We start from the raw sequence: 24,830 nt of genomic DNA on the forward strand, positions 1-24,830 counted from the left end.
ATGGTCCGTTCGGTAATTCGGGGGCATGCCGTCGGGGGTGGTCGTGGAGGAGCACGGAGTACGTGTCGCGGCGAGCGGGGTGAGCCGAACGGTCGGGGGACGCACCGTACTTCGGCACGTCTCGCTGGTCGCCGAGGCCGGTGAGGTCTCGGCTGTCGCGGGGAGCAGCGGATCCGGCAAGACCACGCTCCTGGACACCCTGGCGGGGATTCGACTGCCCGCCACGGGCGAGGTGCGGCACGACGGCGGCCCACCGGACGCACGCGGTCTGGGCTATGTCCCGCAGGACGACATCCTGCACCGGGCGCTGCCGCTGGCACACAGCCTGCGCTACGCCGCGGCGCTGCGCGAACCGGCCGACGAGGGCGTGGACGCCGCGGTCGCACGCGCCCTGGCCGCCCTGGGCCTGACCGCGTGCGCGGACCGGCGGGTGGGTACGCTCAGCGGCGGCGAGCGCAAACGGGCGAGCATCGCGGTGGAGTTGCTGACCCGGCCCCGGGTGTTGTTCCTGGACGAGCCGACGTCCGGCCTGGATCCGGCCGCCGCGGCGGAACTGATGGCCGTACTTCGCGAGTTGGCCCGAGCCGGCACCACCGTCGTGCTGACCACCCACGCGCCGGCCGATCTGGTGCGCTGCGACCGGGTGGTGTTCCTGGCCCCGGACGGGCGGCTCGCGTACGTGGGCGATCCGCGGGCGATGCGCGCGCACTTCGGCGTGGAGACCGAGGCCGACGTGTACGCCGCGGTGGCCGCGCGCGGTGCGAGCGCGGACGCCGAGCGCGAACCGGAACTCGAACTGGAACCCGAAGTCGGAGCGCTGGAGCCGGAGTTGGGCCCGATCCCGGAGCCCGTCGAGGCGAGCGATCAGGCCGCGCCGCAGGCCGGGCGGGCGCTGCGGCAGTGGTCCATCCTGGCCCGCCGCGACCTGGAGTTGATCACCCGAGACCGGCCGGCCGCCGCGATGCTGGTCGGCTCGCCGCTGGTGATCGTGGCGATGTTCGCGATGCTCTTTCGGCCCGGTGCGTTCGACCCGGCCGACCCGAGTCCCTCCGGCTCGGCGATGATCCTGTTCTGGATCGCCTTCGGCGGATTCTTCTTCGGGCTGACCTACGGCCTGTTGCAGATCTGCGTGGAGTTGCCGATCGTGCGCCGCGAACGGCTGACCGTGCTGCGGATCGGGCCCTACGTCGCGGCCAAGTTCACCGTGCTGCTGCCGATCCTGGCCTTCGCCGACGTGCTGCTGCTCGCGGTGTTGCGCGGGCTGGACCGGCTGCCCGCCGCGTCCTGGGGGGTGTACGGGTCCCTGCTGACGACGCTGCTGCTGGCGTCCGCCGCGGCGCTCGCGCTCGGCCTGCTCACCTCCGCGGCGGTCACCGAGGTGAGCCAGGCCACGCTGATGTTGCCGCTTCTGTGCTTTCCCCAGGTGCTCTTCTCCGGCGCGTTCGTGCCGGTGCCCCGGATGCCGGTGATCGGACACACGCTCAGCTACGCGATGACCAACCGATGGGCGTTCGAGGCACTGGGCAGCGACCTGGACCTGCCGGGGCGCTGGGCGCACGGCCGCTCCGCGCTCGGCCCGCCGCTGCTCGCCTCCTACGGCGACAGCTTCGACCACCCGCCCGCGCTCGGCTGGGCCGTACTCGCGGGCTGCGCCGTGCTGTTCGTCGCCGCGACCTGCGCGGTGCTGGCCCGCCGATGTCCGCGCGCCGGGTCCTGAGCACATCCGCGAGCGCCCGTCCCGCGGATCGGGCGGGTCAACAGCGCAGCCGAGGGGCCAGCCCCCGGGCATCGGCGGGCCGGTCGCGGTAGGTGCGCGCGACGAAGTCGAGGAAGGCGTCCACGTCGGCGATCGTGGACGGCAGGCCGAGCGAGACCCGCACCGCGCCGCCCGAGGGCAGCCCGAGGCGGGCCAGGTAGTCGTCGAGCGTCCCGCCGGAGGCGGCCGTACGCAACACCGCGCCGCGCAGTGTGCGGCGCCCGATCGCGAACGCCGCCTCGCCCGCGCCGGGATTGCAGAAGCAGCCGGTGCGCACGCAGATCCGGGCGGCGGCGGTGTCCCGGGCGACGATCCGCTCGTCGACCACGGTGCCGGCGGCGTCCAGGATGTTCAGCGCGACGGTGCCGCCTCGGGCGTGCACCGTGTCCGGCCCGTACACCCGAATCAGTGGCGCGCCGCTGTGGTGGCGCAACTCGGCCAACCCGGCCAGCAGATGGGCGGTGAGCTCGGCGACCCGCTCGTGGATGGCCCGCATGCCCAGCGAATCCACCCAGGCCAGGCCGTGCGCGACATCGGGAATGGCGAGGAAGTTGAGCGTGCCGTCCTCGTAGGCGGATTCGTCGCCGGCCATGCGATGCCAGCCGCCCTGCGCGCTGACCGCCTCGATCGTGCCACCCGCGAACCACGGCCGGCGCAGTCGCGCGAGCGCGTCCCGGCGGGCGAGCAGGCAGCCCACGCCGGTCGGGTAGCCGAACACCTTGTACCAGCTCACCGCGACGAACTCCGGCTGGACCAGCCGTAGATCGAGCACGTTGGTGGGTGTGTACGCGGCCGCGTCCAGGAGCACGTCGTAGCCGTGTGCCTGGGCGACGCCGATCCAGTCCAGGGGGTGCCGGACCCCGGTGAAGTTGCTTTGCGCCGGATAGGCGAACAGCCCGCGGCGGCGGGCCAGCGCGGTGCGCAGCGCGTCTTCGTCCAGCCGCAGATCGGCGCCCGTCAGGCCGATGTAGTGGGTGCGGGCGCCTCGGGCACGGGCGTATTCGCGGATCCCGTTCACCGAATTGTGGTTGTCGATCGGCAACACCAGGCGGGTGCCGCGGCGGAACGGGTAGGCCTCGCCGACCAGTCGGCAGGCGCCGGTGGCGTTCGCGGTGAACACGGCCGCGTACCGGTCGGGATCGGCGTTGAAGTGGTCCAGGATCGCCCGACGGGTGTTCTCCACCAATGTCGTGGAGGCGGTCGAGGCCGGGTGCTCGGAGTGCGGATTGCCGTAGGTGGCCCCGGACAGCCGCTGTGCGTGCGCTTGTCGTTGGCGGCGTGCGGCCAGTCCCGCTCCGGTGTGGTCGAGGTAGACCAGGCCCTCGTCGTCCAGGTATCCGTACTCCTTCCGACGGATCGCGTCGAAGTCCGGACCGAGCACGTCGGCGACCACCACCGGCACCACCTCCCCGGGTCTGCCGAGTCTTGCGCCGCACCGGTGGCGACGTCAACGGATGGGCCGGCCGCGGTGCGGGCGGCCGGGTCCGGGGCCGCCGATGCCCGTTCTCACCCCTGATGGTTGATCCGTGGCAAGGATCCCCTAGGGTAAGGAAAGGTAAGGCTTGCCTCAGCGGATCGCCCTGCCTCAGCAGTGCGGGCCGGCACCGCCTCGTCGCGGCGCCCGGCTCGTGTCATCACACGCGCCAAGGAACCAGGACCCATGCCGATACCTCGCCGCCGGATCGCCGCCGTTGCCGTGACCCTGTCCGCCGCCCTGCTCACCGGGGCCTGCGGCTCGGACTCGTCCGACGGGAACAAGGGCGGCGGCAAGCCCGCCGTCGCAGCCGGCGGCAAGGAGTTCGGCAGCGCCGGCCAGGTGAGCACCGGCCTGGGCACCGACGCCGCGCCCGGTCAGTACCCGCGCACCATCCGTACCGCGATGGGCGACGTGACGCTCAAGGCGCAGCCCAAGCGGGTCGTCGTGCTGGACACCGGCGAACTGGACAACGTCGCGGCGCTGGGCGTGCAGCCGGTCGGCGTCGCCTTCACCGAGGGGTCCCAGGAACTCCCGGCGTACCTCGACGGCAAGGCGGGCAAGCCGGCCAAGGTCGGCACGACCAACAGCCTCAACCTGGAGGCGATCGAGAACCTCAAGCCGGACCTGATCCTGGGCAGCAAGCTGCGCGCGGAACAGCAGTACGCGGTGCTGAGCAAGATCGCGCCGACCGTGTTCTCGGTGCGCCCCGGCTACACCTGGAAGGAGAACTTCCTGCTCAACGCCGCGGCCCTGGACAAGACCGCCGAGGCCAAGCAGCAGCTGGACGCCTACCAGGCCCGGGCCAAGGCGCTGGGCGACAAGCTGGGCGCGAACAAGCCCACCATCTCCATGGTCCGCTTCATGCCGGGCAAGATCCGCCTGTACGCGAACAAGTCGCTGATCGGCACCGTGCTCCAGGACGTGGGCCTGCCGCGCCCGGCCAACCAGAACATCGACGACCTGGCCGTGGAGTTGTCCGAGGAGCGGATCACCGAGGCCGACGCGGATAGGATCTTCGTCGGCACCTACGGCCCGGCGGACAAGACCGCGCAGGCCCGGGTGACCGACAACCCGCTGTGGAAGAAGCTCGGCGCGGTGGAGAAGGGCAAGGCCGTCACGGTCCCCGACGAGACCTGGTACCTCGGCCTGGGCGTGGTCGCGGCCAACTCGATCCTGGGCGACCTGGAGAAGAACCTGATCGGCTGAGCCGAACCGGGCGGGTCGAGCAGCCGACGCGGCGCCGGAATCAGCCGGGTCGGCGACCCGATCCGGCGACGCGCTTCGGCGGTTCGACCCGCCCTACTCGGTGCGATCCGGTGCCCGGCGCGGTCAGGCCCCCGCCGCGGCGGCGCTCGGCGCGACCTGTGCGACCCGCGTGGGGGCGCCGGGCTCGGCCGGTCCCAGCGGCTCCCGGGCCGCGTAGGCGAGCAGCGCGGCAACCCCCGCCGCCGGGCCCTCGGCGCGGCGCCAATGCTCGTCGCGCTCGGTCAGCGCGGCGAACAGGCGCTGCCAGCACCGGTCCTCGGTGCCGAGCAGATCCACGGTCAGCGCGGCCACCTCGGCGTACGCGGCGGCCACCGCCACCCGCACCGGCTCGGACGGGTCGATGCGTGCCCGGGCGTCGGCCAGGTAGCGCAGCACGCGGTCGGCATGACCCACCTCGTGCACCAGGTCGTGGCCGGTGAGCAGGCCCGCCTCGATCAACCGCTCGATCTCGACGTGCCATTCGGCGGTGCCACCGTCCGGCAGCACCCACGCGGCGACGGTCCGGGCCGCCCGCGGGCTGCGCCGGGCCGCCGCGAACGCCTCGGCGGGACGCAGGTCGGTGGGCAGCGCCACGATGATCTCGTCGGGTGCGTCCGGTCGACCCACCAGCGCCTGCCGTACGCCGACGGGCCACGGCGCACGGGCGTGCTCGTCCGCCAGCAGCGCCCAATCGCGCCGGTACGGACGGTCCAGGACGCGTTCGGCATCCGCGAGCCGGTGGCAGGCACGCAGCCTGGCCACCAGCCGGGTCGGCGACAGTTCGCGGTCTATCCGCGAGGTCAGCATCGCGACGCCGGAGCCGATCGGGTCGCCGCCGTCGGCGCCGGCCAGTGCCTTCGCGGCGACCCCGGCGGCCCCGCTGCCGAGCAGTCCGCGGTCGATCAGCACGCGCAGCCGGTGCGGGCCGCCGAAGCGCAACACGTTGCGTGCCGCGATCAGTTGGTCGAGCAGCGACAACTTCCCGGCCAGGCCGGCCAGCGCGGCCTCGACCACGTCGGGGCAGGCCGCCTCCACGGTCACCCGCAACACGTCGGCCCGGTACTTCGAGAACACCCCGGGAGCGAGCAGGCGCCGGCGCAGCACGGGCGACAACGGCCGGGTGTCCCCGGTCGCGCGGGCCAGGATCCGGCGCCGCTCGGCCACGTCCCCACGCCGCTTGACGTCGCCGTACAGCCGGTCCTCCAGCACCGGGTCACCGCGATCGAGCAATCCTTCCCGGATCCGCCGGGTGTGCGGCGAGCGCGGGTCACCCTCGGCCAGGACCAGTGCGGGGCCAGGGTCGGCCTGCTCCAGCACGTACTCGACGAGGTCGTCGCCGACGTGCCGGGTGCGCTCGGCCTCGCGGGCCAGGGTGTCCGCCGCGCCCGGGCCCAGCAGCGGGAGCACGGCGCGGAGCACGTGCACGTCGGCGTACCCGAGCAGGGCCGAACCGGCACCGGTCGGCGACGCGGGCGCGGAATCGGGCCGGGGACCGGGCCCGGCGGTCAGCCGGTCGAGCAGTGCGGGCAGCGGCAGTTCGCCCGCGTCCGTGTCCATCGCGGCCACCGCGGCGAGCCACCGGCGGCGATCGTGGCCGAGTCGATCGGCGAGCAGTGCGCGTACCGCCCGGGTGAGCGGTTCTCGGGCCAGCTGGGAGAACTCGCCGGGGCGGGCCGCGCCGAGCGCGCGCGCCGGCGTCGTGGCGATCATCTCGGCCGGCCCGATCAGGCCCGCGCGATAGCGCACGGAGGCGGAGGCGGTGTCCCGGAAGCCGGCCGGATCCCGCCGGGCCAGTCGCTCGCGCGCCGGCTCGCCCGGGTCGGCCGCACACGCCGCGACCAGCCATTCCGGGTGGCACAGGCCGGGCAGGTCCGCTTCGGGGGTTTCCGCGAAGGCCGCGAGCACCGCCGGGTCGGTGGGTATCGGCGCGTCCGGCACGATCTCCCGCAACATCTGCGCCGCCGCGAGCGCGCAGCCCCGATCCGGGGTGTTGCGCCGACCGCGCCTGGTCGGCAGGGTCGGCCCGGCCGGCTCGCGGGTGCGTCCGGGCGGGGCGTGGCGGGCGAGGGCACGGGCGTACTCGGCGATCTCCGAGTCGTCCAGGGCCCGTTGCGCGGCCCCGGGCGGTGGGCCGGCCGCCTGTGCGGCGACGGTGATCAGCTCGGCGACGGTGCCGGCGAACGAGTCGAGCAGGCCGAGCCCGATCACCGTGGCCTCGACGTGCCCGGCCAGGTGGGTCCGGACCAGTTCCGCCAGCCGTGCGTGGATCGGCGCGGCCACCGTCTCCGGGGTCAGCTTGGGCAGCGCGCGCAGCACCTCGCCGGCCGGCCGGGCGGTGTCCACCAACCTGACCGGATCCAGCAGGTCGTGATCGACGCAGTCGTTCACCCACCCGGCTTCGGCGCGGGCGAAAGCGACGGCGCGCAGCCGGTCGACGGGTTCGCGGTTGAGATCCTCGGGGCCGGCCCCGCATGTTCGGTTGACCAGGGCGAGCCTGAGCAGTCGGCCGAGCTCGCCGTCGGCGTGCTCGTGGCGCAGGAGTTCGTCGATCGCCTCGGGCGGGTACGGCGTTTCACGATGCCGGGCGACCAGACGCGGCAGGTCGTAGACGTACGGCTCGTGGACGAGGCCGGCCATCAGCCGACGGGTGGCGTTGCGTCCCCTGGTGCCGGCGAAGACGCGCGGCAGCGCCTCGGGATCCTCGTACGGGATGCGCAACGTGCCCAATCGGCCCGGCCCGTACGGGCCTTCGAGCGCATCCGGGACGGCGTCGGTGGGATGTGAGCCGCCCGGGCCGCCGAGCAAATGCACCAGGCGTCGGACCGCGTCGGGGCCGCCGCGCTGCCACACCCGCAGGAACGCGAAGCAGCGGGCGTCCGCGGACGGGAACGTATGGAGCGCGGCGTGCACGAGTTCCGGGTCGCCGCTGACCACCAGTGGCGTGAGCCGGCGCTGGTCCCGGCAGTCGAGCAGGTCGGCGCGCAACCGCGGGTCCAGCGGCACGGGTTCGGTGCGGCCCGGGGTGCGCGGCACGCCGGAGGCGATGGTGCGACGCAGGGTCGGCGGGGTGTGATGGTTGCGGTACACGGCCGCGTCCACGCCGGGTTCGTCCAGCGCGACCAATCGGCCCAGCTCGCGCGGATCCAGGCCGGCGTTGTGGGCGACGGCCGCACAGACCCGCGGGTCGCGGGTGGCCAGCGTGACGTCGAGCACGTGCGCCGGGAGCGGCCCTCTGCCCAGCAGGTCACGCAGCAACTCGTCGGGCAACCGCGGCAACAGGGTGCCCAGGTCCTCGGGTTCGGCGGCGTAGAGAAGAAACCTATAGGGCCGGGACAGCGCCGGCGGGACGGCCGCGCCGGCGTCCGGAACGGATCCGTCGGCGATCCGGGCCAACAGCTCGGCCAGAGTGCCCCGGTGGCGCGAGAGCGCGATCCGCATGGTGGCCCAACGGTTTGCCGAGCCGCCCAGGTGACGGTGGATCAGGTCGGCGAGCGGCCGACGGGCCGGGAGTTCGGCCAGCGTCGCGACCGCGACCCGGGCGGGCGCGATCGTCTCCAGGACGAGGACGGTGTGTCGCTCGTCGGTGAGCCCGGCCGCAGCGGCTGCGGCGGCGATCCGGGCCGATTCGGGGTGGCCGGGGTGGTGCGCGGCGGCGACGAGGAGCGCGGCCGAGGGGCGGGCGGCCCGGGCCACGGATTCCGGGTGCGTGCGGTAGAGCTCCACGAGCAGGGCATCGGGACAGTCCTCGTGCCCGGCCAGGGTGGCGGCGGCTGCCTCGGGCAGCGGCTCGGCCCGCTGGGCGGTGACCAGTTCGGCCCAGTCCGGGTCGCGGCGCCAGGACGGTTCCGGCTCGCCGGCGCGGAGACCGGCGATCAGTCCGGCGGTGCCCTCGGCGGTGAACACCGCGGCCCGCAGGTCGGCGATCCGTCCCGAGACGAGGGCGCGGGTGGCGAGAGCGGCGACGTGCGGCGCGATCGGCGGGGCGGCGCCGGAGCGGTCGGTTGCCATCGGCGATCCGGGCCGGCGGCGGCCCGGATCCGTTGGTGCGTCCGCCTGCGGTTGTGCTTCGGCCGGGGCTTGGGCCTCCGCTTCCGCTTCCGCTCGGGCTTCAGCGCCTGCTTCCGCGAGTAGTCCGGTCAATCGTGCGGGGTCCGCGAACAGACCGAGGACGCCGCGGAGTTGCTCGGCTGTGGTCAGTCGCCGGCCGCTCGTGCGCAGCGCGTGCTCGACCAGCGCCGGCACGTCCGACACCACGGCGGCCCCGACGAAGTGCGGGTGGTCCGGCGGGTCTTCGGCACAGGCGCGGATCTCTTCCAACAACGCCGTGAGCGCGCCCGGATCCGGATGTCGGCCCGGGGCGAGCACTTCACGGCGCATCCACGGCAGCGCGGTGGCATGCCGGTACACCAGCCGATCCACCACCGGGTCGGGCCGATCCAACAGTGCGGCCAGATCCGCGACGGTGGCCCGCGGGTTGCGCGCCACCGCACGCCGCACCAGCACGTCGGGATCGCGAACGGCCATGGTACGGGCGGCGATCGGCAACAACGCGTCGGCCAGGTAGCCGGGGTCGGTCTCGCCCAGTCGATGGCGTAACCGTCCCGCGTCCCCGGGTTCGCCGCTCGCCACCGCGAGCCCGAGCAGCACCTCGGCGGCCGGATCGTACCGGCGCGCGGCTCCATGCGTCACTGTGCGATGTCCCCTCGTCGGGCCCGCCCCGCCCACCGCCGTTCCGCCGGTGCGGCCGGTGCGGCCGGGCTCACGAGGACCACCCCACCACAACTGACCGACGGTTGGGCTCCGGGGGCCATCGCCAGGGGGCCGGATAGGGGGCGGACGTGCGAAGGGGTGGGGGGGGGGGGCCCCCCCCGGGGGGCCGGCCCCCCCCCCCCGGCCGGCCCCCCCCCGCCGCCCCCCCGCGGGGCGCACCCCGGGGCGGGGGTCGCCGCCCCCCCCCCCCCCCGGGCGGCGGGCCGGGGGGGGGGGGGGGCCCCCCCGCCCCCCCCCCCCCCCCCCCCCCACCCCTTCGAACAACCCGCCCGTCCCGACGCCCCGTTCCGCCACCCCGTGTCGGCGGTCCCGCCCCACCCACGCCCGCTGTCTGCACACACATCCTGACGGCGTGCGACGACGCCGACCATCCGCTCGACTACTCGGCTGTGAACCTGAGTACCGAACGTCTGTCCTGAGTACCGACGGCGGGCGGTTGGGGCGGGGCGGTGCCGGCAGGGCGGGACAGGGGAGAGGGCCGCCGCGCCTGCGCGAGAGGGAGTCGACGCGGCGGCCGGTTACGGATCGGAGCGGGACCTCACGCCCCGGCGAGGGCCTGACGCCACACCGGGCTGTCCACGTAGTGGTTGTCGAACCGCTCGGACGTCTCGCGCAGTTCGGCGAAGTCGGCCTCACCGCGGTGCACACGCTCCAGGAGCCGGTAGTAGTCGAAGCGGTCCATGCCGGGGGTGAACACGACCAGCATCTTGGCCTCGGTGTCCGGCGCAGGGGCGAAGGCGTGCGGCATGTGCGGCGGCACCAGCAGGAAGTCACCGGTTTCGAGGGTGACGATCTCCTCGCCGAGCAGGATGCGCATCGTGCCCTCGGTGACGTGGAACATCTCGCTCGCCCGAGTGTGGAAGTGGGCGGGCGCGCCAGGGGAGCCCTTCTGGAAGGTGGCCAGGTTCGCGGTCATCCCGGGGGTGTCGGCGAGCAACGTGATCAGGCTGGTGGGGCCGTCCTGGACGATCTCCGCCTCCCGGGTGCGGACCAGGATCGGGGTGGCGGTGGTGGTGTCGGCGGTGTTCGAGGCGTGCGTGGACACGGTGGCTCCCTGGTGCGTGGCGAGGTGGTCGACCGAGTCGACCGGGTGGATCGGTGGGCCGGTGGTGTGCGCCGCTGGTCTCTCGGCGTCCGGCCCCGCTGTTCGTTGGTACCAATCTACGGCGGCTTTCGACCCACGGAGTGGTGCATTTCCCTGGCGAAATGTTGGGTCAATTCAGTCCGCGCCGGGAGGCCGCGCCGTCGTGCCGGACGGGAGGGGTTTCGCCGCCCCGTGACGGCGAAACCCCTCCCTCGCGCGCACCGCGGCCGCAACTCGGCCCGACGGCGCTCCCCGCGGTCGGATCCCGGCGGTCCCGGTGGGTGAGAGGGACCTCAGCGCCCGGCGTTCGCCACCGAAGCCGGGTCGCGTGAGCCGTTGGTCGTGCCCGTTCCGGGGTACAGAAGAAACGTACGACCCGGGTGGGGGCGACACGGATGGCCCGACATGCCAGACAGGGGACCGATCGCGACACGCGTCCGACGGGACGGCCGTCCTCGGTCGGCGCGGGCCCGGCGCGGAGCGGCAGGGCCCGGCTCAGGGCGTCGCGGCCGCTGCCAGTTCTTCGAATTCGGTGCCGAGTGCCCGGGCGAGCCGGTCGGCCAGTGCCCGGTGGGCGCCGTCCGTGGTGACACCGACCGTGAATGTGTCGCCGTGGCTCGTGAAGCCGAAGACCACGTTCTGCGACCCCATCAGCGGCGGCGCCGCGACCAGTTCGACGGCCGGCCGGCCGAGCAGGCGCAACGGCGCGTCCGGGCCGGGGATGTTGGTGCAACTGGTGTTCGCATAGCGCGCGGACATGGTGATCAGGCCGGCGAGCCGGATCACCGGCAGCGGCAATCGGGCGGCGACCTCGATGGCGGTTCGGGCGATGGCGGCCTGGCCGAGCGCCTTGGCGCGTGCCGTCTCGGCGCGGACTCGGGCCAATCGGGCACCGGGATCCGATGCGGTGAGCGGTAGCGGGATCCGGAAGAAGGACACCACGTTGCCGATGCGGGAAGCCTCCTCCGTCGTCCGCATGTTCACCGGGACCAGCGCGGCGACGCGGCACGGTAGCGCCCCGTCGGCCAGGACGGTGCGCAGCGCCCCGGCGACCGCCGCCAGGTATACGTCGTTCACGGTCGGGCGCGGCTCACCCGGAGCCGCGTGCCGGGCGGCTCGTACCGTCTGCCCGGACACCGTCACCCAGGCCGGGTGTCGACCGTCGCCGGGTCGGCCGTTGAACGGCAGCCGGGCGTTTCCCCGGAGCACCCCGGCGGCCGTGGCCAGGACTCCGCGTACCGAGGCCGGGCCCGGTGGCACCCGGCGCACCGCTGCGCCGGGCCATGCGGCTCGCGGTTCGGCGCCGTCGCCCAGCAGTCGCTCCAGCAGCCGGATCACCGAGACGCCGTCGGCCACCGCGTGGTGCACCCGGAACAGCACGGCGAACCCGTCGGCTTCGGGGCCGGACAGCAGGTACAGCCGCCACGTCGCCACGGTCGACGGCAGCGGTTCGCCGAGAAACGCGCCGACTCGCTCGCGCAGTGCATCCGGGCCGGGGCCGAGCGGCGCGGCGACCACGTGCCGTTCCGGGTCCAGGTGCTCGGCCACGAACCAGCGCGGACGCCCGCGCCGGCGGCCGGTCCGTGTCGGGCCCGCCCGCAGCCGCATTCGGGGCACCGGCCCCCAGCGTGATCGGACCAGCTCGCGCAGGTCGGCCAACTCGGGCGCGCCGCCTCGAAAGCGCACCAGTACGAAGAACCAGGGGTCGCCGGGGTTGCCGAACCACTCGTGCGCGGCGAACGGCAGGTCGCCGGGGGCCGGATGGTTCGGCTTCGGCGAGGTGGGTGGCACGTTCCGAACCTCCGGGATGGGTCCGGGGCGAGCCGCGCCCCTCCGGCCGGCGGCGCGGCGCACGACCGGCCGTTGTCCGCTGTGATGCAGAGCACATGCATCCTATCGGCCCCCGGATGCGTATGGATCAAGGACGGAAGCGGCAGGAGGGGAGGACCGGATGGGCCCACAGGGCCGCGAGGGGTTCACCGAGTTCGCCCGGACCTCGGCGCACCGCCTCTGTCAGACGGCGTATCTGTTGTGCGGGGACTGGCATCTCGCCGAGGACCTCACCCAGATCGCGCTGGAGAAGCTCTACGTGGCCTGGCGCCGAATAGAACACACCGACCAACCGCACGCATATGCCAAGCGGGTGCTTTTGAACGCTTACCTGGACCGCAGACGTCGCCGGAGTTCCACCGAGCTTCCCGGCATCGACGCATCGGCCTTGGAGGGCAGACCCGATGCGTCGGCCGACGCGGATCTGCCGGACGTGCGGATGACGTTGATCGACGCACTCATGCGACTGCCACCGCGCGATCGGGCGGTGGTGGTCCTGCGCTACTGGGAGGACCACAGCGTGGAGGCGGTCGCCGAGATGCTCGGTATGTCGGCCTCCGCGGTCAAGAGCGCCGGGCCGCGCGCACTGGCCCGACTGCGCGGCACGCTGGAGGTCAACCCGCTGGTCGGCTGAACCGCGGCCGACGGCGGGTCTGGGGGAGGCCGTTGCGTACCGCTGGTGGGCGTGGCGCTCGGATAGGTGCCCTGGGTACGGGACTTGGGTTCGGGCCTTGGGTTCGGGGCCTGGGGTCGGGCCTCGGGTGCGTTCGTTCGTCGTGCACGACCGTCGAAGGCGCGCACAGGAGGCGCGCATAGGAAGCGTGTACGGGAGGCGTGTACGGGAGGCGTGTACGGGAGGCGCGCACCCGCGTGCCGGAGGTGCGGCGTTTCCGACGCGCACCGGCAACAGGCAGGAGGCAGCAGACGACACACGACAGACGACAGGCAGTGGCGACATGCATCGACGGCGCCAGGTGGGGCCGGCGATCGATGATCGAACGAGAGAGGGGGTGACCATGGCACGCGACAAGGCAATTCCCGGCTCCGGCCCCGATTTCGGAGCCGGCCCCGATTCGGGTCCGGCTTCGGGTCCCGGATCGGGTCCCGATTCGGGTCCCGATTTCGGCTTCGGTTCCGGCTCCGCCTCCGGTTTCGGTGTCGACGGCGGGCGCGAGAGCGAACTCGATCTGGAACGTGCCTTTCGGCGTCGGCTCGACGACGAACTGGCCCACCAGGGCAGCCGTCCGATGGCCGAGGTGGTGGCCCGCGCGGCATCCCGAGGGCGCCGGCGCGTACTGGTCCGTACCGGTGGCATCATGGCCGCCGTTGCCGCGGTGGTGGCGGTGGTCGGAGGGGCGGCCACGATCGCCGTTCAGGACGGCGAGTCGGCGCCCGAGCGGGCGGCGATACCGCCCCCGACGGTGGACCGGCCGACCGCGCCGAGCGCGGACGGTCGGCTCGAAGCCGCCCGCACGGCGATTGCCCGGGACCTCGGCGAGGTGCTCACCGGCCTGCTCCCGCAGGGCAGTTGGTCGCCGGTGCGGACCGGATACGCGCCGGACACCGGCATCTCGGCCGAGGTGACCCGGGAGGACGGCGACGGACCGGGCGGGGTGGTGTCCGTGTCGTTGCGGCCCGGCGCGCTGACGGACTGCCTGGCCACCGTGGCGACTCCGGCGGAGCGCAGGGACGCATTCGGACTCACGCACAGCATCAAGTGCGTGGGACTCGACCGGAACGGGATCGCGGTCGCGGCGGAGACCGTGCTCGCCGGGGACGGCCCCTTCCGGGCCCAGGGGGTGCACCTGTCGGTCGGCTCGACCGTGCTCCGCCTGATCTGGTCCAACGGACCCTTGGACGGGAAGATCCCCCTGGGCATCAAGGGAAGGCCTGCGTTGACCGACGACGTGGGCAAGGAGATCGCCCGGAGCACCCATTGGGAACGGGTCGCCCGGCGACTCCTGGAATCCGGCCTGGGGACGGGGTGAGCGGGCGCCGCTCGGGCCGTCGGGCCAAACCGCGTGCCGCCGGCACCCGAAACGCCGTGCATGCTCGTGCCGCCGGTCGGCCGCGCGTCGTGCGTCGCGCGATGCTCGCGGTGGGCGCGGTGGCCGTCGCGTTATGCGTGTCGGCGGTGGTGCCCGGGATCTCCGGCGGCGGTGCATCGACCGTCGACGTCGGCGCCACGCCCGACACCGGCGCACCGCCGGTGCCGAGTGCTCGACCGGACGAGTCGATACCCACGCCGGAACAGCCGTCGGGGCGGCGGGACCTGCCGGTTCGGGGATCCGCGTCGCAGGACCCGGACACGCAGGCGGGGCTGCGTTTTCCGTTGGAGCCCACTCTCCGGCTCGGTGGGCGGTTCGTCACCGTGCCGGGCAGCGACGCCGGGCCCGCGGTCGGCAGGCGCGTCACCTATCGCGTGGAGATCGAGGAGGGCCTCGCGCTGGACGGCCCCCTGTTCGCCGCGATGGTGCAGAACACCCTCAACGATCCGCGCAGTTGGGCCCGGGACGGCCGGGCCTTCGATCGCACCGACGGTGCGACCGCGTCCTTCGTGGTGCGGCTGTCCAGTCCCGGTACCCTGCATCGGATCTGCTCGCCCATCGTGGGCGACACCGGCAGGTCCAACGTGTCCTGCAACGCCACCGGAACACCGTGGGTGATGATCAACGGCTGGCGGTGGGCTCAGGGTTCGACCGCGTACGGGGACGACATCCGCGGCTACCGGCAGATGCTGATCAACCACGAGGTCGGCCATCGGCTGGGCAACCAGCACAGCACCCGATGCGGCCCCGGCGGCCTGGCGCCGGTGATGATGCAGCAGACCAAGAGCCGCGAGGCGGCCAACGGCAAGGTGTGCGGCGCCAATCCGTGGCCCTACCCCTCCGCCGGCTGACCGGTCGGCGTGCCGGACGTCGGTTCTCTCCAAGACGTCCGGTGCGCCGGCCCGAAACGGTGGTCGATGGGCGGACCAGGTGTTCGGCACCATCGACACGTGGGATGCGCAGAACCCGGTGAAGATCGCCGCGGCGGGCGGATACGCCTCGTACGGCGGCAGGTTCGCCTTCTTCGCCGGCAACACCGCAGGCGGCCTCGACGCACAGATCCAGAGCGACACGGTCGACTTCCACGCCGAACCGAACACGGCCGGCACCACCCACCGCTTCTGCACCGGCCCGGGCACGCACGACTGGGCCTACCGGCAAAAAGACCTCGCCGACTTCCTGAAGGTGATCGCCGGCACCGCCTCGGACACCCAGTGCACCACCAACCCGGGCTGGTCGAAACTCTCGTAGCGCGGAAACCACTCCTGTCGCGGCGTTCCGTCTCTGTTCGCCGACGGTGGTGAAGAAGGGAAGGGGGGTGGAGTATGGATGCCAGTAGGGCGTCCCCCTGTGAGGGCCTCTTCCGCTATCCAGTTGTGCCCAACCGGCCCCACCCCCCATGACCGCGGACCCCGAAGGTGCTCTGACCGGCCTCAGTTGGCGTAGAGAACATATCTGCCGCCTCTGACAGGGGCATTGCCGCTCAGGGCCGACCGGCGTGATGACGCGACACGGGTCGGGTCGTCGGTTGTGGTGGTAGGTGGACGAGTCCGGGTGCGGAGGGTGTTGGGGCCGTGCCGCCGCCCGGGTTCACCCCTTCGGAGGACCCATGGCCGGCGTGTGGACGGGCAGGCTTCGAGCGCGGCGGTCGGGGAGTGCTGGAGGAGGGCTTCCCGGCCGCCCAATCGGCGGCGGGACGGGGCGTGGTGGGCGTCCCCCGGTTCCGGGGACCGGGGGACGCCGCTTGTTCACGCGCGCTCGTCGGCCCGACGTGGCCGCGTGCACCCACGTGTCTGCCCCGCCCAGCGCCTTCACACCACGCCGAACGGGTGATCATGCCCGGATATGCGCCGGGCTGCGCCGACAGCACGCCGAACGGGTGATGACGCCCGGACGGACGCCGGTCTTCGCCGGTCGGGGTGACGCGGCACAGAGTCACCTCGTGGACACACCATCGACCACGCATGCCGGCGACCTCGCCCTGCGGACGGTGCGCCCGCGTCGCATACCGCACCCCGTACCCCGTACCCCGCGCCCCGCACGCAGCACGTGCCGGGGCAGGTCGACGAGTTCGTGGCGGCGGGTCGACCCGGGTCGCGGTGGAGCAGCCAACATTCGGCAAACTTGTGGCGTGAAACCTCCGACTTTGAGCCAAGGCGCCAACTTGTCCATCGATTCCTCGGCCGTCCGTGCCGAGCTTTCGTGGTCCTCAGGTCCCGGCGTGCCCGACATCGACGCGTCGGCGCTGCTCCTCACGGACGCCGGACGCGTGCGTGGAGACGGTGACTTCGTCTTCTACAACCAGCCGTGCCATCCGTCCGAAGCAGTGACGCATCTGGGGAAGGAGACGACCGCCGACCGCGTGACGGACACGCTCGCGGTGCATCCGGCCGTCGTGGAAGACGCGATACAGCGGGTGCTGCTGTGTGCGTCGTCCGAGGGTGGCACGTTCGGCCAGGTGCCGGACCTGAGCCTCAGGTTGTTGGACGCGCGGACGTCGGCCGAGATCGCACGCTTCGACATGGAGGGCGGGAGCGAGACCGCCTTCGTCAGCGGCGAGTTGTACCGGCACCAGGGGCGGTGGAAGTTCCGCGCGGTCGGACAGGGCTACGCCTCGGGGCTCGCCGGGCTGGCCACGGACTACGGCATCACGGTGCACGACGAGCCGACGGCCGACCCTGCCGCGGCCCCGACGGTTCCGGATCGCTCGGTCGCTCCTCGGCCTCCGTCCGGGCCTCCGTCCGAGCCCGTCGCCGAGCCGGTCGGGCACGGCGTGGAGGCGTTGCCCGTGGACATGCGCAAACGCCTTTCGCTCCGCAAGGAGCAGGTGGCGGTGAGTCTCCGGAAGCACGGGGCGCCGGGTATCGCCGCCCGGGTGATCCTGGTCATGGACGCGTCCGGCTCCATGGACTCGCTCTACTCTCGCGGTGTCGTCGCCGACGTGGTGGAGCGCATGACGGCCGTGGCCGCGCAGTTGGAGGACGACGGTGTGATGCAGGCCTGGACGTTCGCCTCGGACCCGGCGCGCCTTCCGGACCTGCGTGTGGGTGAACTCCCCGAATGGCTGCGGCTGCACGTCCGCCCGGGAGGGGACAAGCCCGAGCAGGGGCTGCAACCGGGTCAGGTCGACATGGTGGCGGTCGGTTACGGCAACGAAGAGCACAAGGTGATCGCCGAGGTTCGCTCGTACGTCCGGGCACATCCGTCCGCCGCCCCCACCCTGGTGCTGTTCTTCTCGGACGGCGGCATCTACTGCAACGCCCAGATCAAGGGTGAACTCAAGGACGCGTCCAAGGAACCGGTGTTCTGGCAGTTCGTGGGCCTGGGCAACGCGGATTACGGCGTACTGCGCAGACTCGACACCATGCGCGGTCGCCGCGTCGACAACGTCGGCTTCTTCGCCGTGGACGACATCAGCGAAGTCCCCGATCAAGAGCTTTACGATCGGCTGCTCTCCGAGTTCCCGACCTGGATCACCGCGGCTCGTCGCAAGAACGTCCTTTGAGAATGCGGCCCCGCACGCCGTGCGCGCGCGGGGCCCGCCCGGACATGGCCGAATCGGCTCCTATGCTCATCGCCCGCCCGGACTTCCGGTCGGGCTCGTGGGCCTCGTGAGCGTCGCGAGCGTTCGGTTCACCAAGCGGAAGGCATGTCCTGCAGTCCGTACTCGTTCTTTCCGCGGGGGCAGAGCGCCAGGCGGACGTCGTTGCCGCCGCGGTCCCTCCCGACCATCGACGCGACGGGCGACTCGGAGCAGTCGCTGCCGTGCAGGCTGCATCGGCCTTGGTGGGCAACCGTGTTCTCGCCGTGTTTGTCCGGACTGTAGTCCGCCCATTTGATCGGTGTGTATCGCGTCATCCGGTATGTTCCCCTCCTTGGTGCGTGCGTGCGTGCGACGCTACGCCCCGCGGCCGGTGCCCATCATGAAGTCGCCTGTTTTGTGGATGCGTTCGCGCCCGGGATGGGCGCGTTCGCATTCCCTGATCGGGGGCTTCAGATGTGTTCGCTGATCAGGATCGCGGAGGTGTCCGGGGCCAGCGCCTCGAAGATGTGCGGAGCATCGCCCGGGTAGGTGATGTAGTCGCCGGGTGCGAGTTCGACGGGGGCCTCGATCGGGCCGACCAGGGCGCGGCCGGTGGCGAGCACCACGTGCTCGGTGGTGCCGGCCGGGTGCGGCTCGGAGGTGCGTGGTTCGCCGGGTTGGGCGACGACGCGGTACAGGTCGCGGCGGGCGTTGGGCGGGCAGGTGGCGAGCAGCGTGGCGGCGTAGTCGGCCTGCTCCGAGTGGGTGACGGGTCCGTCGCCGGCGCGGATCACCCGGACGTTGGAATGCGGCGGGTCCACGAGCCGGCTCAACGGCACGTCGAGCGCGACGGCCAGGGCCCACAGCGTCTCCACGCTGGGATTGCCGAGGCCCGCTTCGAGCTGGGACAGCGTGGACTTGGCGATCCGGGCCCGCTTGGCCAGTTCGGTCAGCGACAACCTCGCGCGCTCGCGTTCGCGCCGTACCGACACCGCGATCAGCATGATCGGGCCGGCGGCCGGCGCCGGGGAGGGGTCGGGTGCGGGCGGGATGTGGCCGGCCAAGTGTTCGCTCCAGACGTTGTTTCGTTCGGCTTGACGAACGGCTCCTGTTTCGTTCACTGTACCGGACATGCGTTCGTCATACCGAACACTCGATCGCGGCACCCTTCGCGACATCCTCCTGGTCTGTGTCGCCGACGCGGTGGTCGGTGCCTCCTTCGGCGCGATCGCCGTCAGCGGCGGCCTCGACCCCTGGGTGCCGATCGTCATGTCCGTGTTCGTCTTCGCCGGTGGCGCCCAGTTCGCCGCCGTCGGCGTGGTCCTTGCCGGCGGCAGTCCGGTGGCCGCCGTCCTGGCGGCGCTCGTCCTCAACGCCCGACTGCTGCCGTTCGGCTTCGCCGTCGCGGACGTGCTCGACGATCGGCGACACCGGTGGACCCGACTGGCGGGCGTACACCTGATCACCGACGAGACGGTGGCGTTCGCGCTGCGCCACACCGACCCGGCGCGCCGTCGCGCGGTCTTCCGGCTGTGCGGAGTCGCCCTGTTCGTCACCTGGAACCTGGCCGTCGCGGGCGGCGCGGCGGCCGGCACCGGCCTCGGCGACCCCACCGCGCTGGGCCTGGACGCGGCCTTCCCCGCCGTACTCCTGGCCCTCGTCCTACCCGCGCTCCGCGACCGCGCCACCCGTAACGCGGCACTCCTCGGCGCCGCCGTCGCCCTCGCCGCGACCCCGTTCCTGCCGGCCGGCGTACCGGTACTACTCGCCCTGCTCGGCCTGACCCCCTACCTACGCCCAACCCGCGCCGTCAACGCTCGCCCGACGCCGCCCGCTCCACCCCGGGAGCCGTCCTGATGCGGCTACGACTACGACTACGACTGCGAGTGCCCTGGCCTGCCGACGCACCGGCACTGCTCGCGCTGCCGGGCCCGTCCGCCCCAATCTGCGCCCGCCCCGCGCGGTCGGCACTCGCCGGCCCCCGCCCTGCACGCCTCGGGAGTCGCCTTGGCGCGACCGCGGGGCGCAGACCAGGCCCTGGCCCGCCGGCACCGCTCACGCTGCTCGGCCGCCCCCATTTGTGCCCTTTCGGTGCCGTTGGTTTTCGCCCGATCCGGCCTGAGCCGTTTCGGGAGCCGCCGTCATGCGATCGCGGCGGGGGTCGTCCGCACTCCGGTCCGCCGGCGCGCCGGTACCGTTCGCGCTGCTCCGCAGCCCGCCATCTGTGCCCGCCCGGCGCCTTCGGTGTTCGCCCGATCCGGTCTGGCCCGCCTCGGGAGCCGCCCTCATGCGATCGCGGGGGCGGCCCGCATTCCGGTTCGCCGGCGCGCCGGTAGCGCTCGGGCGGCCGGGCCCGCCCCCAATCAGCGCCCGCCCGCACCGCCTACCCGCACCGCCTACCTGCCTCCCGCTCGTCCGACCTCGCCCGTCTGGGCTCGGGAGTCGTCCCGACGCTGCGATTGCCGGGCGCCGGGCGTACGTGGTTCCGGCAGCGTGGCGCTTGTCGAGCCGCGTCGGCCGATCGTCCGCATGCCACCGCTCGGCGCGGCCGTTGCGCTCGCCGGCACATCGTCCCGCCGACCGTCTCGGCGCACCGTTCCGATCCGGGAGCCCTCCTGATGCCACTGCTCGCCATCGCCTTCCTCGCCGCCGGGACCTACGCCTTCCGCCTGGTCGGCCCACTCTCCCGAGACCGGATACACCTGCCCGAGCGGGCACACCGACTGCTCGGGATCGCCGCCGCCGTCCTCCTGATCGCCCTGGTCGGCGTCGGCACCCTCACCGAGGGGCACGACTTCGCCGGCTGGTCCAGGCCGGCGGGCGTGCTCGTCGCCGGGATCCTGGCGATCCGCCGCGCGCCGTTCCCGGCGGTGGTGGTCGCGGCGATCGGTACAACCGCGCTCCTACGCCTGGCCGGAGCATCCTGAACCGAGGGCGACGAGCCCGGCCGTTCGCGGCGCCGGCGGAAAGGCGCCCTGGCGATCGTCGTCAAACTCGGCAGCCCCGGGCGCGTGTTCGGCGCGTGCACTCTTGCCGCCCGTGAGCCGTTGGTTGGCGCGGGGCCGGCGGGCCCGGTCCCGGTCGGTCGCCACCGGTGGGAACACGGCTTCGCGACTCCTGTCGGCCTCTGCGATGCCGGACCAACCCCGGCCGGTCGCCGCGCCGGTGGGAACGCGGCTTCGCGACCCCCATCGGACTCGGCGGCCTCGGTCGCGCAGTGGCCGCGAACTCTCTTGCGTCTCCGAGTCGTCGGGTTGAACCGAGGATGGCGGGGCCGGCCGATGGTGGCGTCGGCGTGACGACGGTCTCGTGACCCATTGGACTCGGCCCATCCGGGCGCGCGTTCGGCCGCTGCACAATTGTCGTCCGCGGGGCCGTCAGGTCGAGTTGAGCCTGGGCGGCGAGCCCGGCCGGTGGCGGCACCGGCGGGAGCACGCTTCGCGACACCCGGCGGGGTCTGCGGAGTCGGTGGCGTGCTTCGCGACGTGCACTCCTGTCGGGCTCCAAGTCATCGGTGCGGTGGCCGGCTCGGGTGCGGGTCGGTTGTGGCGGTGGGGCGTTTCCTGCCGGGGTGGGGTTCGCGGGGCGCGTTAGCATCGAGCTCATGCGCATTGTCATTGCGGGTGGGCACGGGCAGATCGGGCTCCGGTTGGGGAAGTTGCTGGCCGGACGCGGCGACGAGGCGGTGGGACTGATCCGCCGCGCCGCACAGGCCGACGATCTGGTCGCGGTGGGAGTCGAACCGGTCGTGTGCGACCTCGAAGCGGCCCCCGCAGAGGAATTGGCCGAGCATCTGGTGGGTGCCGACGCCGTGGTGTTCGCGGCCGGCGCGGGTCCGGGCAGTGGCATCGTCCGCAAGGACACCGTGGATCGAGCCGCGGCCACACTGTGCGCGGACGCGGCCGAGTCGGCCGGCGTGCGGCGCTTCCTGGTGGTCTCGGCGATGGGCGTCGACCACGAACCGCCCGCCGGTACCGAAGAGGTGTTCGCGGCCTACCTCCGGGCCAAGGGCGCGGCGGACGCGGATGTACGGGCCCGGGCCGAACTGGACTGGACGATCCTGCGCCCCGGCCGACTCACCGACGACCCCGGCACGGGTCTGGTCACCCTCGCCGAACACACCGACCGAGGCGCCGTTTCCCGCGACGACGTCGCCGCGGTACTGGTGGCACTCCTGGACGAACCCGCCACGGCCGGCCGCAGCCTGGACCTGATCGCCGGCGATACGCCCATCCCACAGGCCATCACCACCCTCACCCGGCCCTGACCAACCCACCCAGCGGCCCCACCCGACCCCTCCGACGTGCTCCGGGCGCGCCCTCCCGGGGGTGTACGCCCTACCCCGACCGCCACCGTGTCCGGGTGAGCCCCCTTGCGTCGGCTCGTACGAGGCCCGTTCTCGCGCCCGCGTCCACCCGGCCGGCTCCGGCCCGGCAGAGCTGCTCCCCGTGAGGCCCACCCGACCCACTTCCGCACGGCGCGCCGCCCGGCTCGACCCGGTACCCACCGGACCCCGCCACCCGTAGGACTCCCGCCCGATCCGCTACCGAGGTTCCGGGCATGATGTCGCGAACCGGTTTCCGCGTCCGGTGAGGTCGGCCGGAACGTTGGCGCGGGAACCCCGTCCGGGGGTGAAGGTCGACCCGCAGGCGAGCAGGAGCAGGGCCGCTGACAGCAGATAGGTGTAGCCAACACCCAGCATGAGCGTGAGCAACGCGAAGACGACGAGCGGCGGAACGATCGCCAGGGACAGGATCCGGAACCATGTGCGGTCGCGGATGGCGACGAGCACGCCGATCCCCGGCAGGGGGATCGCGAGGACCGCGAGGATCGGCAGCCCGATGATCGTGGCCAGGTCCGGCTCCCGGCCGACGAAGAGGCCGCCGATGACGAGGACGGCGAGGGCGAGGACGCCGAGTGCGGCGACGGCGAGCGCGAGCCACGCGAGCACCCGTGTGAGGCGCTGCACATCCGGCCTGGTCGGGAGAGCGGACGCCATGGATTCTCCTTGGGCGATTGCCTGGACAGACAGGCCGAGGCTGATTTGAACGCGTTCAATTACGCTGCATGGACCGTACCGAAGGAATTGAACGTGTTCAACACGTGGCGAACTCCCGGGCCTTCCACGGGTGGAAGCCGGCGTCGGTCGGCCACGTTGCGCAGAGCGGAAGCCGCGTGGCGCGGAGCGATACAGCAGCTGCGGGGGTCGGCCGCAGCTGACGCGGGCGAGCCCCGGGCGAACAGACCCCGCCCCCTTCACGTCCGAACCCGCCCCGGCCCAGGCGGCGTCGGAACAGGCTGTGAACCACTACGGCCCCGGCTCGCTCCCCGCCTGCCCCTCGTCACCCGTACGCCCTCGGCCCGTCCGTGCGTCCGTCCGGCCCGCCGCCCGCTCGACTCGCTACCGGTACGGACGTTGCCTGCTCGGTTCGTTGCCAGGGCGATGTTGCTGCCGCGCTCGACCCGGTAGCCGCCGGACCCCGTCACCCGTAGGGCTCCCGCCGGCCCGCTACCGGCGGAGCCGCTGCCCTCCCCGGTCCGCCATCGGCACGATCCCGGCTCGCCCCGTCCGATGTCGTCACCCGTACGCCCCCGGCCCGTCGGGCCCGGCCCTCGCGGGCGGCCCGGCCGCACTCGCTCGGAGCCGCAGGAGGGCACCGACAAGCGGGGTCTGCCCGCCGGCCCGCCCGCACCCGTTCGGAGCGCTGCCGGCACGGTCGCCGCCCTATCCGCCCGCCACCCTCCCGGCCCGCTCCCGCCGCAGGCCCACCCCGCCCGGCCCTCGCCCCGACCCCCCACCCCGACCGTCGCCACCAGGCTGCTTGCCCATTGGCCGTGGGTGGTTGTCGACCTCGCGTGCCCTCGAGCCGCAGGTGTTCTGCTCCGAGGCGGGGGCGGGGCGGGGGCGGGAATGGGAGTGGGGCGTCGTCTGGAAGGGGTGGGGTGGGAAACGTGATGGTTTGGCTGACTGTGGGCGGGTTTTTGGCTCATCATGGAGTGCGGGAGGCGGGATCGGGGAGAGGTTCCGCTCTGTTGGCTCGGGGGGTCCGATGGAGGTTTGGCCGACGCCTGTGCGGAGGAGGGCCGTTCGGCGGCGGCGTCCGTGGTACGCGGCGCTCGTTGCGGTGTGTACCGCGTGTGCGTTGCTGCTCGGGGCCGCGTCCGGTTGTGAGGATTCGAAGGTGCCGAAGGTGCTCGGGATCGTGGCGGGCGACCTGGGCGCGGACCCGTTCTTCTCGGTCAACTTCGGACTGGACGCGCTCGGTTTGCGTCCCAAGGTGTCCGCCACCAACCTGTCCGGCGATACCCCCGGGCTCTTCGGCGGCTCCAACAAGGCGCGGATCTGCGACAAGGAGCGGCTGATCGAATTCCTCGGCCTGGCCGCCAACGTGGTGCCCGCCACCCGGTGGATGAAGGCACTCAAGATCGTCGGCACACCGGCCATCCGCACGTTCGTGGCACGACTGACGCCGGTCGTACTACGGACCGACACCCTCGTGCGCAACCACACGCTCAAGAACGGCACGCTGGTGGCCTTCGATGCGATTCTTCAGGCCGGTACCGCCGTGCTGATCGACGAACGCGGCAAACCGGTGGTCAAGTGCAACTGTGGAAACCCGCTGGCCGAGCCGGAGAAGGACGCCGGGCACGTACGCCTCGACACCGGCGACGCCGACTGGAAGCGGACCGGATCCAAGCCCACGGCGATCAAGAAGGCCAAGCAGCCGGTGAAGACGTTCGTGATCACCGACCCGATCCGCCCCGACCTCGCCGTCGCCCGGCCACCGGGGAGTACGGGCGACCGGGACGCGCCCACCGCGACCCCGCCGCCGCTGCCCGAGCGAGGCAAGAAGGCGACACCCAACGGATCCACCGGCACCGCCGCGGTCACCGGACCGTCCGGAAGCCCCTCGTCGACCTCGACCTCGAAGTCCACCTCGACCTCGACCGGCACCCGGCGGCCGACCACGCCGGGAGGCGGCAAGTCCGCAAGACCCGGCAGCCCGGCCCCCGCATCGATCGCCCCCGCGTCGATCGCCCCTGTGCTCCGCTGACCGGACCGACGGAGCGGGGGCGACCGCCGACCGCCGACCGCC

Annotated in this window: 17 protein-coding genes; 11 read left to right on the forward strand and 6 right to left on the reverse strand. The window is 73.0% G+C overall.

Annotated features, from left to right (window positions below; genetic code table 11):
* The first annotated feature begins 25 nt into the window (after positions 1-25).
* Positions 26-1,717, forward strand: a complete 1,692-nt coding sequence (locus tag ACIBM5_RS34530; protein ID WP_396010617.1) for an ATP-binding cassette domain-containing protein — start codon at positions 26-28, stop codon at positions 1,715-1,717.
* A gap of 37 nt (positions 1,718-1,754) precedes the next feature.
* Here ACIBM5_RS34530 and ACIBM5_RS34535 read toward each other — a convergent pair whose 3' ends face one another.
* Positions 1,755-3,152, reverse strand: a complete 1,398-nt coding sequence (locus ACIBM5_RS34535) for an aminotransferase class V-fold PLP-dependent enzyme (RefSeq protein ID WP_396010618.1) — start codon at positions 3,150-3,152, stop codon at positions 1,755-1,757.
* Positions 3,153-3,416: 264 nt separating this feature from the next.
* Between ACIBM5_RS34535 and ACIBM5_RS34540 the strand changes: the two genes are divergently transcribed.
* Positions 3,417-4,439, forward strand: coding sequence for an ABC transporter substrate-binding protein (locus ACIBM5_RS34540; RefSeq protein WP_396010619.1), 1,023 nt, complete (start codon positions 3,417-3,419; stop codon positions 4,437-4,439).
* 123 nt (positions 4,440-4,562) lie between these two features.
* Here the strand turns inward: ACIBM5_RS34540 and ACIBM5_RS34545 are convergent, their stop codons facing one another.
* The 3 genes from ACIBM5_RS34545 to ACIBM5_RS34555 all read right to left on the reverse strand — a co-directional run bounded on the left by ACIBM5_RS34545 (position 4,563) and on the right by ACIBM5_RS34555 (position 12,123).
* On the reverse strand, positions 4,563-9,167 hold the full coding sequence (locus ACIBM5_RS34545; protein WP_396010620.1) for a hypothetical protein: 4,605 nt from the start codon (positions 9,165-9,167) through the stop codon (positions 4,563-4,565).
* 619 nt (positions 9,168-9,786) lie between these two features.
* The gene (locus tag ACIBM5_RS34550; RefSeq protein ID WP_396010621.1) at positions 9,787-10,293 is read right to left on the reverse strand and encodes a cupin domain-containing protein; all 507 of its coding nucleotides are present in this window, start codon (positions 10,291-10,293) and stop codon (positions 9,787-9,789) included.
* Positions 10,294-10,827: 534 nt separating this feature from the next.
* Positions 10,828-12,123 (reverse strand): WS/DGAT domain-containing protein, encoded by a 1,296-nt coding sequence (locus ACIBM5_RS34555; protein ID WP_396010622.1) that lies wholly within the window; start codon positions 12,121-12,123, stop codon positions 10,828-10,830.
* Positions 12,124-12,283: 160 nt separating this feature from the next.
* Between ACIBM5_RS34555 and ACIBM5_RS34560 the strand changes: the two genes are divergently transcribed.
* The 5 genes from ACIBM5_RS34560 (at position 12,284) to ACIBM5_RS34580 (ending at position 17,715) form a co-directional block, all read left to right on the forward strand.
* The gene (locus tag ACIBM5_RS34560; protein ID WP_396010623.1) at positions 12,284-12,796 is read left to right on the forward strand and encodes a SigE family RNA polymerase sigma factor; all 513 of its coding nucleotides are present in this window, start codon (positions 12,284-12,286) and stop codon (positions 12,794-12,796) included.
* A 382-nt stretch (positions 12,797-13,178) separates the two neighbouring features.
* On the forward strand, positions 13,179-14,150 hold the full coding sequence (locus ACIBM5_RS34565) for a hypothetical protein (protein WP_396010624.1): 972 nt from the start codon (positions 13,179-13,181) through the stop codon (positions 14,148-14,150).
* Between the two features lie 56 nt (positions 14,151-14,206).
* Positions 14,207-15,061 (forward strand): DUF3152 domain-containing protein, encoded by an 855-nt coding sequence (locus ACIBM5_RS34570; protein ID WP_396010625.1) that lies wholly within the window; start codon positions 14,207-14,209, stop codon positions 15,059-15,061.
* Positions 15,062-15,140: 79 nt separating this feature from the next.
* The gene (locus tag ACIBM5_RS34575; RefSeq protein WP_396010626.1) at positions 15,141-15,461 is read left to right on the forward strand and encodes a hypothetical protein; all 321 of its coding nucleotides are present in this window, start codon (positions 15,141-15,143) and stop codon (positions 15,459-15,461) included.
* An 880-nt stretch (positions 15,462-16,341) separates the two neighbouring features.
* Entirely contained in the window at positions 16,342-17,715 is a 1,374-nt protein-coding gene (locus tag ACIBM5_RS34580; protein ID WP_396010628.1) for a VWA domain-containing protein, read from the forward strand.
* Between the two features lie 488 nt (positions 17,716-18,203).
* Here ACIBM5_RS34580 and ACIBM5_RS34585 read toward each other — a convergent pair whose 3' ends face one another.
* A complete protein-coding gene (locus ACIBM5_RS34585; RefSeq protein ID WP_391585878.1) occupies positions 18,204-18,737 on the reverse strand; it encodes a helix-turn-helix domain-containing protein in 534 nt (177 codons plus the stop codon).
* A 127-nt stretch (positions 18,738-18,864) separates the two neighbouring features.
* Between ACIBM5_RS34585 and ACIBM5_RS34590 the strand changes: the two genes are divergently transcribed.
* From ACIBM5_RS34590 to ACIBM5_RS34600, 3 genes are all read left to right on the forward strand, one after another.
* Entirely contained in the window at positions 18,865-19,590 is a 726-nt protein-coding gene (locus ACIBM5_RS34590; RefSeq protein ID WP_396010629.1) for an AzlC family ABC transporter permease, read from the forward strand.
* Positions 19,591-20,351: 761 nt separating this feature from the next.
* On the forward strand, positions 20,352-20,660 hold the full coding sequence (locus ACIBM5_RS34595) for an AzlD domain-containing protein (protein ID WP_396010630.1): 309 nt from the start codon (positions 20,352-20,354) through the stop codon (positions 20,658-20,660).
* Positions 20,661-21,337: 677 nt separating this feature from the next.
* The gene (locus tag ACIBM5_RS34600; RefSeq protein WP_396010631.1) at positions 21,338-22,000 is read left to right on the forward strand and encodes an NAD(P)H-binding protein; all 663 of its coding nucleotides are present in this window, start codon (positions 21,338-21,340) and stop codon (positions 21,998-22,000) included.
* Positions 22,001-22,276: 276 nt separating this feature from the next.
* On the opposite strand, the gene ACIBM5_RS34605 is transcribed toward ACIBM5_RS34600, so the two are convergent.
* A complete protein-coding gene (locus ACIBM5_RS34605; protein WP_396010632.1) occupies positions 22,277-22,732 on the reverse strand; it encodes a hypothetical protein in 456 nt (151 codons plus the stop codon).
* A gap of 1,183 nt (positions 22,733-23,915) precedes the next feature.
* Here ACIBM5_RS34605 and ACIBM5_RS34610 point away from each other — a divergent pair.
* Positions 23,916-24,788 carry a DUF6777 domain-containing protein gene (locus tag ACIBM5_RS34610; protein WP_396010634.1) on the forward strand — a complete coding sequence of 291 codons (873 nt, stop codon included), beginning with the start codon at positions 23,916-23,918 and terminating at the stop codon, positions 24,786-24,788.
* The last annotated feature ends 42 nt before the right edge of the window (positions 24,789-24,830 follow it).

The organism is Embleya sp. NPDC050493, from assembly GCF_044458105.1.
Classification (GTDB): domain Bacteria; phylum Actinomycetota; class Actinomycetes; order Streptomycetales; family Streptomycetaceae; genus Embleya.

Excerpts from the sequence above, each read along its gene's own strand:
- ACIBM5_RS34585 (WP_391585878.1), bottom strand. The coding sequence starts at position 18,737 with ATGCTGATCGCGGTGTCGGTACGGCGCGAACGCGAGCGCGCGAGGTTG.
- ACIBM5_RS34600 (WP_396010631.1), top strand. The coding sequence starts at position 21,338 with ATGCGCATTGTCATTGCGGGTGGGCACGGGCAGATCGGGCTCCGGTTG.
- ACIBM5_RS34605 (WP_396010632.1), bottom strand. The coding sequence starts at position 22,732 with ATGGCGTCCGCTCTCCCGACCAGGCCGGATGTGCAGCGCCTCACACGG.
- ACIBM5_RS34540 (WP_396010619.1), top strand. The coding sequence starts at position 3,417 with ATGCCGATACCTCGCCGCCGGATCGCCGCCGTTGCCGTGACCCTGTCC.
- ACIBM5_RS34530 (WP_396010617.1), top strand. The coding sequence starts at position 26 with ATGCCGTCGGGGGTGGTCGTGGAGGAGCACGGAGTACGTGTCGCGGCG.
- ACIBM5_RS34565 (WP_396010624.1), top strand. The coding sequence starts at position 13,179 with ATGGCACGCGACAAGGCAATTCCCGGCTCCGGCCCCGATTTCGGAGCC.
- ACIBM5_RS34590 (WP_396010629.1), top strand. The coding sequence starts at position 18,865 with ATGCGTTCGTCATACCGAACACTCGATCGCGGCACCCTTCGCGACATC.
- ACIBM5_RS34560 (WP_396010623.1), top strand. The coding sequence starts at position 12,284 with ATGGGCCCACAGGGCCGCGAGGGGTTCACCGAGTTCGCCCGGACCTCG.
- ACIBM5_RS34595 (WP_396010630.1), top strand. The coding sequence starts at position 20,352 with ATGCCACTGCTCGCCATCGCCTTCCTCGCCGCCGGGACCTACGCCTTC.